The organism is Aquimarina addita (genome assembly GCF_039539305.1).
Lineage (GTDB): Bacteria > Bacteroidota > Bacteroidia > Flavobacteriales > Flavobacteriaceae > Aquimarina > Aquimarina addita.
The window spans coordinates 50,276-63,613 of record NZ_BAABCW010000013.1; the positions used below are offsets into that span (position 1 = coordinate 50,276).

At 32.7% G+C, this 13,338-nt stretch carries 8 protein-coding genes; 6 read left to right on the forward strand and 2 right to left on the reverse strand.

Features of this window, described 5'->3' with window-relative positions; all coding sequences use genetic code 11:
* The first annotated feature begins 161 nt into the window (after nt 1-161).
* The gene (locus ABD816_RS15240; protein ID WP_344928845.1) at nt 162-980 is read left to right on the forward strand and encodes an OmpA/MotB family protein; all 819 of its coding nucleotides are present in this window, start codon (nt 162-164) and stop codon (nt 978-980) included.
* Between the two features lie 106 nt (nt 981-1,086).
* Here ABD816_RS15240 and ABD816_RS15245 read toward each other — a convergent pair whose 3' ends face one another.
* Both ABD816_RS15245 and ABD816_RS15250 read right to left on the reverse strand, forming a co-directional pair.
* Nucleotides 1,087-2,427, reverse strand: a complete 1,341-nt coding sequence (locus ABD816_RS15245; RefSeq protein WP_344928847.1) for a sensor histidine kinase — start codon at nt 2,425-2,427, stop codon at nt 1,087-1,089.
* Nucleotides 2,417-3,763 (reverse strand): sigma-54-dependent transcriptional regulator, encoded by a 1,347-nt coding sequence (locus ABD816_RS15250; protein ID WP_344928960.1) that lies wholly within the window; start codon nt 3,761-3,763, stop codon nt 2,417-2,419. The genes ABD816_RS15245 and ABD816_RS15250 overlap by 11 nt, the downstream gene beginning before the upstream one ends.
* A 204-nt stretch (nt 3,764-3,967) precedes the next feature.
* On the opposite strand from ABD816_RS15250, the gene ABD816_RS15255 reads away from it, so the two are divergent.
* The 5 genes from ABD816_RS15255 (at nt 3,968) to ABD816_RS15275 (ending at nt 13,282) form a co-directional block, all read left to right on the forward strand.
* Entirely contained in the window at nt 3,968-5,218 is a 1,251-nt protein-coding gene (locus tag ABD816_RS15255) for an efflux RND transporter periplasmic adaptor subunit (RefSeq protein ID WP_344928849.1), read from the forward strand.
* A gap of 5 nt (nt 5,219-5,223) precedes the next feature.
* A complete protein-coding gene (locus ABD816_RS15260) occupies nt 5,224-5,901 on the forward strand; it encodes an ABC transporter ATP-binding protein (RefSeq protein ID WP_344928851.1) in 678 nt (225 codons plus the stop codon).
* 86 nt (nt 5,902-5,987) lie between these two features.
* Nucleotides 5,988-8,375, forward strand: a complete 2,388-nt coding sequence (locus ABD816_RS15265) for an ABC transporter permease (RefSeq protein ID WP_344928853.1) — start codon at nt 5,988-5,990, stop codon at nt 8,373-8,375.
* A 29-nt stretch (nt 8,376-8,404) separates the two neighbouring features.
* Nucleotides 8,405-10,837, forward strand: a complete 2,433-nt coding sequence (locus ABD816_RS15270; RefSeq protein WP_344928855.1) for an ABC transporter permease — start codon at nt 8,405-8,407, stop codon at nt 10,835-10,837.
* Between the two features lie 30 nt (nt 10,838-10,867).
* The gene (locus ABD816_RS15275; RefSeq protein ID WP_344928857.1) at nt 10,868-13,282 is read left to right on the forward strand and encodes an ABC transporter permease; all 2,415 of its coding nucleotides are present in this window, start codon (nt 10,868-10,870) and stop codon (nt 13,280-13,282) included.
* Nucleotides 13,283-13,338 lie beyond the last annotated feature (56 nt).

Here is a 13,338-nt window from a genome sequence, read left to right on the forward strand (position 1 = left end):
ATCGCGTTTAAACCTCACAACATATTATTAAGCTACCTTTCTTTTAGAATAAAGTCGAAGTAATCGTTTTTAAATACGATTACTTTGATCATAAAATTAAGACATCCTGATATTCTTAAAAAAAGTTTTATTTTAGCAACCGCAACAAATCGCTTACAACAATGAGAAGAATTATTTTATTTGCATCCATTTTATTTTTAACAAATACAATGGTACACGCACAGAAGAAAAAAGATTTATTAGATGAAATCGATAAACTTAGATCTGAATTAAAAACTACACAAGGAGAATTAGCAAGTTCACGTAAAAATGAAAAGTCGAGTGAAACAAAAGTTGCCACTATGGAGGCTCAGGTAAATGATCTTAAAGAATCAAATGCTTCACTTTTGGCTAATATGACTAATTTTACAGAGTTATCTAATAAAAAAGCTTCCAATCTTCAGAAAACACAGGAGATTATAAAGGACAAAGACAAACAATTAAACGCAATTAATGATGCAATAACTAAAACAGATTCTCTTAATCTGGCTGTATTTAGTGCTTTCAAAAATGCTATTGGTGGTGATAATATTAAGATTAGTAATAGCACCATACATATTATATTATCTAACACAACACTATTTGGAGACGATAAAACGTATGAGGTAAATGATAATGCTAAAGCAACATTAGGAAAAATTGCAGCTACCTTAAATGCTAACCCTCATTTAAAAATTGTTGTAGAAGGAAATAGCAATGCCCTAAAATTTGATGGTAAGAATATTATTGATAATTGGGATCTAAGTGCACGACAGGCTGCTTCTGTAGTTAGAGTCTTACAAAATGATTTTCAAGTTGCTCCTAAGAATATGGAAGCAGTGGGCAAGAGTGAATATGGTTCTGAAAGTATAGAGACAGCTACACGAATTATCATTGATCCTAATTTTGATGAATTCTATAGTATGGCAAAAGATAACATGAAAAAAAATGCAGAAAATTAGAAACTGTCTTCTTTAAAAAACAAAAAAATCCGATTGTAATAATCGGATTTTTTTGTTTTACATCAATTGTTTGATTTAACTATTGATAAAATATCAAGTTTGTTTTTTAAAAAACCAAGCTTAGTACACTTCCTTCACCTTCAATACTATGAATTTGAATCGTTCCATTGTGAAGTAACATAATCTGTTTACTAAGGCTTAAACCGATACCACTACCATTTTTCTTTGTGGTAAAAAATGGTATAAAAATTTTATCTGCAATTTCATCCGGAATTCCTTTCCCATTATCCGCAACCTTAATAAAAATATCACCTTCTACACTTTTATGAGCTGACAATACAATCTTAGGCTCGGTATTAGATTGACAAGCCTCTATTGCATTCAATAATAAATTAATTAATACCTGCTCAATAAGATGTCTATCAATTTCTATTTCCAAAGAAGCATCAACTACTACATTAAATAAAATATCTTTACGATCTAAAGAAGGTTGCATTAAATGTCGAATGTTTTCAAAAAGTTCTTTTACACTTACTGTACCTAGATTAAGGTGTGTTATTTTACTAAGGCTTCTATAAGTTTTGGCAAATTTCATTAACCCTTCGCTTCGATGCTTTATACTTTCTATACCTGTATGGAGGTCATTAATTTCTAAAGGATACTCTTCTCCGTTTTCTATAGATAATCGTATATTAGATTGAAGCGTTTCAGCAAGTGATGAAATCGGTGCAATAGAATTCATAATCTCATGAGTCATTACACTCAATAATTTTTTCCAGGCTTCAGATTCATTTTTATTAAGTGTAGAATCTATATTTTGTAGTACAATTAATTTAAAAGCATCTTTTTCAATTTTAAAGACAGAACTAGAAATCAGTATCTGGATTTTATTTTGATCTACATCTATGGTGATTGTATTACCCTCTACATGATTAGTTTGAAAGATTGCTGTATACAACTTTGGTTTTCTACTTTTTATAAAGCTAATATTCTGTAGTGTAGGTATATTTAATATTTTCTGAAAAGTATCATTAATCCATAAAACAGCTCCTGTTTCTATATTAAAAGCTACAATACCCGTATGGATCATCTCCACTATTTTCTGAAGATAAATATATTGAGTCTCCTTTTTTGAATTAATTTCCTGAATCGTTTTATTAACTTCATTAAAGCCTTTATGCAATTGTCTTAAATCTTCAGGGCCTGATTTTTCATTAAACCAACGTGAAAAATCTCTGTATTTTACCGCCTCAAAAAAGTCATCCATTTCGGTAAACCTTTTTATAATGTAAGTATAGAGATAATTCAATGCAAAAATAGTCGCAACCCCAGCAGCTATGATTCCATATATATACATGGAACTAAAGGCAGATGCTAAAGCGACTAAACAAAAAAACAGTACAGTGACCCTAATAAAAAGTGCTATTTTATATTTTCTATAGGTCATATTTATTCAATCTTCGATATAAGGCAGTTCTGGTAATTCCTAATTCCTTTGCAGATTTAGAAATATTTCCTCCATTTTTCTCTATTACTTTTAATATTGTATTTTTCTCTACCGCTTCGAGATTAAGGTTTTTGGGTTCTACTGTGGTTTCTTTTCTTTCAATTGGCGAAAAAACAAGATCAGTTGCTGATAAAGTAGCTCCATCTGTCATAATAACTGCTCTCTCTAATGCATATTGAAGTTCTCTAACATTACCCGGAAAATGATACGTTTTTAATTTACTTATAAAATCATCGTTTAGTATTAACCCTGATTTCATATACTTTTCTGCATACACTTCTACAAAATGTTTTGCTAATAAAACTACATCTCCTCCACGATCCTTTAATGCGGGAACCATAATTTCTACAGTATTAATTCTATAAATTAAATCTTTACGAAAAGTCCGTTCATCTGCAAGTGATGAAATACCAACATTAGTGGCACAAATTAAACGAATATCAATAGGGATCGGCTGATTAGCACCTAGAGGCGTTACTTGTCTATTCTGAAGTACCGTTAATAATCGTGCCTGTTGCTGCAAGCTAATATTTCCAATCTCATCTAAAAATAAAGTACCACCTTCTGCTACCTCGAATCTACCCTGACGGTCTTCTCTGGCTCCTGTAAAAGCTCCTTTTTTATATCCAAATAACTCACTTTCAAATAAACTCTCTGTTAGTGCGCCTACATCCACCTTTACAAAAGGTTTATTCTTCCTTAATGAATGATCGTGAATAGCTCTTGCGATCAAATCCTTTCCTGTACCATTTTCTCCCAGAATTAAAATATTAGCATCTGTAGGTGCTACCTTCTTAATTTTAAGAAATACATCTTCCATAATGGTACTCTCCCCTACCATGGTCGTACCATCAATGTTTGGGTTCCATTTTTTAGAAATATCAGGTCTTTTTTTATCCAGTATATCCTGAATCGCCTGAAGTAATCTTTCATTTTTCCAAGGTTTTACCAGAAAATCAGAAGCTCCATCCTTAAGTGATCTAATTGCTAAATCCATATCTCCATAAGCAGTAATTAAGATGACATCTACTTTAGCATTCAACTCTTTTATCTTTTTTAACCAATAAATTCCTTCATTACCTGTATTGATAAGTCCATTAAAATTCATGTCCAAAATAACTACATCAAAAGAATGTCTACCTAATAAAGACAGGATTTGGTTAGGATTTTTTTCTGTAACTACTTGTTTTACAGAAGACTTCAGTAATAATCGCATGGCAGTTAGCACATCTGTATCATCATCTATTACTAATATATTGGCATTTTTTAGTCGCATCCATACAATAATACCAAAAGTATCCTCTTGATCAAAAAATATCATATACTAATTTAATAGCATCCTAAAGTGTCTCAATACCGCACATCAATTGTATCAAAACCGAACACTTTAGAAAACAACAATAAACACAAAAATCTGATTATTAAACATTTACGATTTTGGCACAATAATGACAATACAACTATCAAACTAAAAATAATTATGGACGTACCCATTAAGAAAAAGAGATTCAATACATCACGTATCGCTATTATTATAGGGATCACACTCTTTTTACTATTATTAATCTTTGTATTTATTTCCTCAACCGGAAATTCTAAGTTAAAGGTAAATTCGGAACGTATTACTATTAGCGAAATAAAAAAGGGGACGTTTCAGGAAAATATTCCAGTTAATGGAGTTGTACTTCCAATTACTACTATTTATCTGGATGCACTAGAGGGTGGTAGAGTAGAAGAAAAATTCGTAGAAGATGGTGCGATCATGAAAAAAGGAGATCCAATTCTTCGTTTGTCTAATACAGATCTGGAACTAAGCCTTATTAATCAGGAGACATCTGTTTATAACTTATTAACCCAGATGCAAATGACACAAAATGCTGCACGTCAAAACACGATTAATCGATTAAATCAAAAAACGGACGTTGAGAATGCGTATATAGAAGCAGAACGCGTATACAAGCTCAATAAAAAACTATTCGAAAAAGGAGTCATCGCCCGAATGGAGTTTGAGGAATCTGAAAATAATTATACTTACCAAAAGCAACGAATCGAATTAGCAAATCAAGTAGTAACAGAGGATGCCATCGCGGTAAAGCAAGAATTAGGTCAGGCAAAAAACTCGTATGCAAGAACGCAAAGTGCTTTAGAATTAATGCGAAAAAAGGTAGGAGACCTTATTGTAAGAGCTCCGGTTGATGGACAATTAACCTCTCTTAATGCAGAATTTGGGGAGTCTAAAAATAAAGGAGATCGATTAGGACAAATTGATGTACTGAGTGGTTTTAAAGTACGAGTAGATATTGATGAATATTATATTTCCAGAATTTATACAGGCCAGTACGGAATGTATACACTTGCTGGAAAAGAATATAAGTTACTAATTAAAAAAGTGTATACCCAGGTTGCCAACGGTCGTTTTCAGGTGGATATGGAATTTGAAAAAGAAGTACCAGATGGAATCAGGCGAGGGCAATCTTTACAGATGAGAATTGCATTAAGTGATGAGAAACAGAGTATTCTGGTACCAAAAGGAGGATTTTTTCAGCAAACGGGTGGCAATTGGATTTTTAAAGTAAGTGAAGACGGAACATCTGCATATAAAGTAGATGTTCAGCTAGGAAGTCAAAACACAGAATATTATGAAGTGCTTCAAGGAGTAGCACCTGGTGATAAAGTAATCACTTCTAGCTATGATAATTATAAAGAGATACAAGAACTAATTTTAGAATAATACTTATGATACAGATTACAGAATTAGAAAAATATTACGCGACAGAAGAAGTGCAAACTATTGCCTTAAACAAACTTTCTTTTGATATCAAAGAAGGCGAATTTGTTGCTATTATGGGACCCTCTGGTTGTGGAAAATCAACATTATTAAACATTTTAGGGCTATTAGATGATCCTGATGGTGGTAGTTTCATTTTTAATGATATCGATGTGACTGATTTTAATGAGCGTAAAAGAGCAAACCTGCGTAAACATAATATTGGTTTTATTTTTCAGAGTTTTAACCTCATTGATGAATTAACTGTTTTTGAAAATGTTGAATTACCCCTTATCTATACAGGAGTTAAAGCAGCTGAAAGAAAAAAACGAGTTGATATTGTACTGGAAAAGATGCAGATAATGCATAGACGTAATCATTTTCCACAACAACTCTCGGGTGGACAACAGCAGCGTGTAGCAGTAGCAAGAGCTGTTATCAATGAACCAAAATTGATTCTGGCAGATGAACCTACCGGTAATCTGGATAGTAGTAATGGTAATGAAGTAATGCAGATGCTTACAGAATTAAATGATCAGGGCACCACAATCATTATGGTAACTCATAGTGAACACGACGCTAAGTATGGACATCGTATTATCCGAATGCTTGATGGAAAAAAAGTTACAGAAAACATTTTAGTGTAACCTAATAGCAATAATTAATTAAAAAGTAACAATATCACCTACTCACCATTTATCTAGTAATTAGACGGGTCACAAAAACAATTATTATGTTTAAAAATTATATCAAAATAGCACTAAGAAATCTTTGGAGACGCAGAGGGTTTTCTTTGATTAATATTATCGGATTAGCGATCGGAATGACTGCTGGATTTTTGATCCTGTTATATGTTAATTTTGAGCGCAGTTATGATCAATTTCATACTAAAAAAGATCGAATCTATAGAATCGTATCTGATATAAAAACTCCGTCTGATAGTTTTGATACCTCATTAGCTGCTTGGGCTGTTGCTCCTACTTTAGAAAAACAGTTCCCAGAAGTTGAAGCTGCTGTAAGAATAATGAATGTCAGCATGCTAGTTCGTAAGGATGATATCAAATTTAAAGAGACTACTACATTTGCCGTAGACTCTGCTTTCTTTAGGGTTTTTGATTTTAAACTAATACAAGGTGATCCTAAAACAGTAGTAAAGAGTCCGTTTAGTATTGTACTATCAGAAACCGCTGCAAAGAAATATTTTGGCGATCAAAATCCTATAGGGAAATCACTAAAAATAATGGAAGAAGGTCATATTGCAACAGTGACTGGAGTTATGGAAGATATGCCTGAAAATTCACATATTAATGCAGATATTATATTTTCTCTAACTACCTATACGCAAGTTCTTGAGAAGGATAGTGATTTAGATAATGCCTGGGGTAATTATGATCCTGCATCTTATATTCTTGTGAATGAAAATACCAACCCTGACCTTCTACAAGCTAAATTTCCAGATTTTTTAGAGAAAAACAGTGGAGATGAAATGAGAGAATATAAAATGTTTGTTACCCTGTTTATTGAACCTTTTAAAGATGTCTATTTATACTCAACCAGAGGAGGAAATGGTAGTGGAAGTATTACCAATATATATATCTTTTCTATTATTGCTATATTTATTTTACTCATTGCTTCTATTAATTTTATCAATCTAACAACAGCTCGATCTGTAGAACGAGCTAAAGAGGTAGGAATACGTAAAGTAGTAGGTGCAGAAAAACAACAATTAGCTGTACAATTTATCGGTGAGTCTATAATTATATGTCTGATCGCTTTTTTAGTTTCCATCTTACTAACCACCCTCCTGTTACCATTCTTTAATGACATGGCTGGTAAAATAGTAAGTCCTGGTATTTTTTCAACCCCGTTCCATATTTTCACACTGTTACTTCTTTCTCTAACCATAGGAATTGTAGCAGGTTTATATCCTTCTTTTGTTCTCTCTTCTTTTAAACCTATCAATGTATTAAAAGGTAATTTCTCTACAGGAACTAAAGGTGTTTTATTACGTAAAAGTTTAGTTATTACTCAATTTACAATATCTATAGCATTAATTATTGGCACTATTATTATTTATAATCAGATGAATTATATGCGTAATCAAGAGTTAGGTTTTAATAAAGAGCAACTTCTAATTTTAGAAACAAATGCTACAGAATCCCAAGAAACACTGGCGCAAGCAATTGATAATCTACCTGGAGTTATTTCTACTAGCTTGGGATCTGCTACACCGGGAGGTGGAAATTCTTCTGCATACTCTGAGATACAAAATAAAAAGGGTGATCTTCAGATTGCTAACTTAGGCCTTTACTTTGTGGATTATGATTATATATCCCAATTTGATTTAAAACTTTTAGCAGGACGTGGATTTTCTAAAGAATTTGCTTCAGATTCTACCGAAGCAATGATAGTGAATGAAGAAACCATAAAACTGCTAGGATATAATGACCCCAACGAAGCTATCGGAGCTAAGTTTAAACAATGGGGTCGTGAAGGACAAATTATTGGAGTCATCAAAGATTTCCATTACACATCCTTACAAGAAGCGATACAACCATTAACTATGCGGATAGAGCTCAACCATTATAATAAATTAATTGTCAAAGTAAATGCTGAGAATAGTACCCGGACTATTGCATCTATAGAAAAAAAATGGCAGTCTATTTTACCTAGTGCTCCTTTTGATTACTATTTTCTGGATGAGTATTTTGATCGTCAGTATCGTAGCGAAGAACGTTTTGGCAATCTATTTCTATCCTTTGCCATATTAGCAATTTTAATTTCCTGTTTGGGATTACTAGGATTAGCTGCTTACAGTACACTGCAACGCAGACGTGAAATAGGCATCCGTAAAGTAATCGGTGCCTCTGTATCCGGAATTGTGAACCTGCTCTCTATTGATTTCTTAAAACTAGTATTCATTGCATTCATCATTGCTTCTCCATTAGCCTGGTATGCAATGCATCAATGGCTACAGGATTTTGCATATAAAATTGACATACAATGGTGGGTGTTTTTACTAGCAGGAAGCTCCGCTGTCTGCATCGCATTAGTAACAGTCAGTTTTCACGCACTAAAAGCATCCTTATCTAATCCAATAAAAAGCTTACGCACAGAATAAAATCATCACCAATCAAAAAACGAATACTTATGTTTAAGAACTATATCAAAATCGCCTGGAGGAATTTAAAAAAGCAACCATTTTTTACATTCTTAAATATAGTGGGACTTGCCTTTGGTATTGCAGGATGTCTACTCATCTCATTATATCTCTATGACGAACTACATTTTGATACCATGTTTAAAGATGCTGACCGCATTCATCGTGTACATGTGGATATAAAATTTGGTGGAGAAGAGAATAAATTGGCAGTAGTAACTGCACCTATGGCTTCTACCTTACAACAAGATTTTGCTCAAGTAGAGATGGCCACCAGATTTAGAACCTGGGGGAGTATTCTTCTCAGAGAAACAAATACAGAAGTAAATGTAAAAGAGCTTCATAGCACCTATGCAGATTCAACCTTCTTTGATATGTTTGGTATCGAATTATTAGTTGGAGATGTAAAAAACGCTTTAAAAGATCCTAACTCCTTAGTACTAACAAAAACCGCTGTAGAAAAACACTTTAAAATTAATGAAGCCTTAGGGAAGACACTCGTCTTAAATAATAAGGATGTGTACACGATTACAGGAGTTATTAATGACTTGCCAGAAAATTCTTTTCTTCGTAATCATACTACATTCATGTCTATGGCCAGCCTACCTAATTCAAAGGAGATCAATTGGGTAAGTAATAATTTTGCAACTTTTATAAAATTAAAGCCAGCTACCAATATTGAAGATTTTAATACCTCGTTAGCATCTGTTGTAAATAACTATGTGATTCCGGCAATTCAGGTTTATTTTCCAGGGATTACTAAAGATGATTTTCATGCTTCTGAAAATTACATGAAATTCAGTACGATGTCATTAAAAGATATTCACTTGCATTCTAATCGGGTAGCAGAAATAAGTCCTAATGGCACTATTCAAAACATCTATATTCTTTCGTTCATTGCCTTATTTCTAATCGTATTGGCGAGCGTTAATTTCATGAATTTATCTACCGCACAATCATTAAAAAGATCTAAAGAAGTTGGTATTAGAAAAACACTGGGATCTGATAAACTGAGTATTATCAAGCAATTTTTAACAGAATCAGGTGTGATTTCATTTATATCATTGATACTCGCATTAATCATTGTCCTGGTTGGACTACCATTTTTTAATGAATTGACAGATAAAAACATGTCTTTTCCTTATTCTAATCCTTTATTTTGGATAACCCTCATCATATTCACTCTTATACTTGCTCTTTTTTCAGGATCTTATCCAGCTTTTTTTATGTCTAACTTTTCACTTGTCAAAACATTAAAAGGAGAAAACAAAAACAACAAAGGAGGTCTTGGTGTGAGAAATTTATTAGTTGTTTTTCAATTTTCAATATCTATTTTATTAATCATAAGTACACTGGTTGTTTTTCAGCAATTAAAATTCATTCAAAATAAGGATTTAGGCTTTATGAAGGATCAGGTACTCATTGTTGATGATGTATATACTATAGGAAATAAACGACAAGCATTTAAAGAGCAAATACAACAATTAAGTGTTGTAAATAATGCTACACTGAGTAGTTATTTCCCTACTCCTTCTAATCGCAGTGATAATACTTTTAATAAAGACAGAACTACTGATCAAGAGAATGCAGTAAGTATGCAGAACTGGAGGGTGGATCACGACTACATTTCTACGATAGGTTTAGAAATCATTGCAGGTAGGAATTTTGACAAGCAGTTTAAGACGGATAGTACCAGTACAATTATTAATGAATCTGCATTGGCTATTTTAGGAATGCCTGCTCATGAGATATTAGGCACAAAACTATCTCGTATTGGTGCTAATCATCAAAGAGAATACTTAACCGTTATCGGAGTCGTAAAGAATTTTCATTTTGAGTCACTACGAGAAGATATTGGTGCGTTAAGCCTTGTATTGGGTAATCAATCTAATGCATTAGCCATAAAACTAGATACCACGGATTATATCTCTTCTGTGACAAAAATCAAAAGTATCTGGGATAAAATCGCTCCGGGTCAACCGTTTAACTACTATTTTATGGATGCATCTTTTAACGAATCTTATAAAGCAGAACAACAACTAGGCAGTGTTTTTATGATTTTTACATCCATCTCTATTTTAATTGCATGCCTTGGTTTGTTTGGTCTGGCTGCGTTTAATGCAGAAAAACGTACTAAAGAAATAGGTGTTAGAAAAGTATTAGGAGCAAGTATTAGACAGATATCGTATAAGCTTTCTATAGATTTTCTAAAACTTGTAGGTATCGCCATAGTGATAGCAGTACCCTTGGGATGGTACGTTATGAATAGATGGTTAGAAGATTTTTCATATCGGATAGAAATAAGTTGGACTGTACTAGCCTTTGCCTCCTTCTTAGCTATTATTATATCCATTGTAACTGTTAGCTACCAAAGTATTAAAGCGGCGGTCGTCAACCCCATTAAGAGCTTACGTACAGAATAAAAATCATCATCAATTAAAAAACGAATGCTTATGTTTAAGAACTATATCAAAATCGCCTGGAGGAATTTATGGAAACGTAAAGCCTTTACCTTATTGAACATAATTGGACTTTCTATTGCTTTTACGGTTGCTATTCTGCTGAGTATGACCGCTACATTTGAGCTATCACACGACAAATTTCATACAGATATAGGTAGGATATATCAAGTAATTAATAAAGAACAAACAGCTAAAGGGTCTGAAATTAGCTTTACTCATGCGGTACCCTTTACTCCTACCCTAAGAGAAGAGGTTCCTGGTGTTCAATCTATTTCTAGGTATTTAGAACAAAACGGACTAGTTTCTTATGGCGAAAAAGATTTCACAATTGATATAGCTTATGTAGATAATGATTTCTTTTCTATGTTTTCGTTTCCTGAAATAAAGGGAAATATTACAAATGCGCTAAAAACAAAATCAAATGTTGTACTGACCGAAAAATCTGCGATGAAGTTATTCGGTACTCTGGATGTAATAGGAAAAACGGTAACACTTTTGGTCAATGGGAAACATGAACCATTCGTTATAGCTGGAATTTTACATAATATCCCTTTTCAAAGTAGTCTGGAGTTTGATATTGCTGTAAATTTTGAAAACCATACTAGTTACACATCTAGGATGAATGATTGGAGTAATAAAAATCATGAAGTATATCTAAAACTTCAGGAGAATATTGCGCCTATTCAGTTTGAAAAAAATACCAGAGAATTTAGTAATCTACATTTTGCTGATCAAATAGAAAATGCAAAAAGAGACGGAGCACAAAAATCTAAAAACAATCAATATCAAGAAATCAAATTATCAAATTTTGCTGATAAAAACTTTGTTCAAATTGTTAATGGAGACCTTATAGTAAAAAAAACATACCCTTATCTTATTTTAAGTATTTCTATATTAATCCTTTTTATCGCCAGTGTCAACTTTATAAATATGAGTATCGGAGCAAGTGTATACAGGCTTCGCGAAATTGGGGTAAGAAAAACTATGGGAGCCAGAAAAACTGAATTATTTTTTCAGTTTTGGAGTGAAAGTATTTTTATTTTTTTATCCTCAATTGGTATCGGATTACTACTTGCCAGTAGTTTACTAAAACCTTTTAAAACGCTCTTTAGAACAGAGGCATCTTTTGCTAATATTACAACACAGTCTTTTTTAATATCTGCATTATTTGGATTCTTGATAATTACATGTCTAGCGGGAGGATACCCTGCTTATATTCTAAGTAAACTAGGCACACTGCAATCATTAAAAGGAAAATTAAATATGGTAAGCAAGAATCGACTAAGAGATTCACTTATGGTTTTTCAGTTTAGTATTGCCATTTTATTAATGAGTGGTTCACTCGTACTATGGAAGCAAATAGATTACATGCGAACCAAAGATCTGGGGTTTAATAAAGAGCAAGTAATTTCTTTTCCATTAAATGGAAAAAAAGATAACCGTTTGGCTTTGGAATTACTTCGTAATGAACTAAGCAACGCACCTCAGGCAGTAAGTATTTCTGCTTCTGACAATAATTTTGGATTAGGTAAAGATGGTAGCGGGTATACTAGTGTTTTAGGGTTTGATTACAAAGAAAGAGGTGTTAAAACTAATATGCTCATAGTGGATTATGATTATTTACAAACGTTAGATCTCTCCTTGGTATCAGGCAGAACATTTAATAGAAAATATGCTAATGATAGCTTGTCTGTAATCATCAATGAAGCAATGGCTAAAGAAATAGCAGAAAAAGATCCAGTTCAGAAAACTTTCAGTATGGGAGATTCAACAAAATATACAATCATTGGCGTTGTAAAAGATTATCATTTTGAAAAACTAAATAAAAAAATAGAACCGATCACTTTTTTTATGGACTCAGAATGGGATGTATATTATGCGTATGTGAAAATTAAATCAAATGATCATTTAGGTTCATTGTCAGTAGTAGAGAATGCCTGGAAAAAAATCGAGCCTAATGCAGAATTTTTAGGGTCATTTCTGGATGAAAATTTAGACCGAGCTATTCGTAAAGAGCGAATTATGACCACGATTATCACTACCGGTTCAGTAATAGCTATTGCACTAAGCTGTATCGGGATATTTGCAATTTCTCTATTACTCATCACACAACGAAAAAAAGAAATAGGAGTTCGCAAAGTGGTTGGAGCAAGTATTTTGTCATTAACAATGATGCTCAGTAAAGATTTTATAAAATTAGTAGGAATTGCTTTTATTCTAAGTAGTCCTATTTCTTATTGGTTACTCAACAATTGGTTGCAAGGATACTCCTATAGAATCAATCTAAGTTTGTGGTTTTTTATTCTGTCAGGAGCAGTAGCAATATTAATCGCATTCCTTACCATAAGTGTGCAAACCATAAAAGCAGCGATTGCCAATCCAGTAAAAAGCTTACGTACAGAATAATAATTCATTCTTAAACAAATATTGTTTAAATAGTAATAATAATCAAAAAATACAAA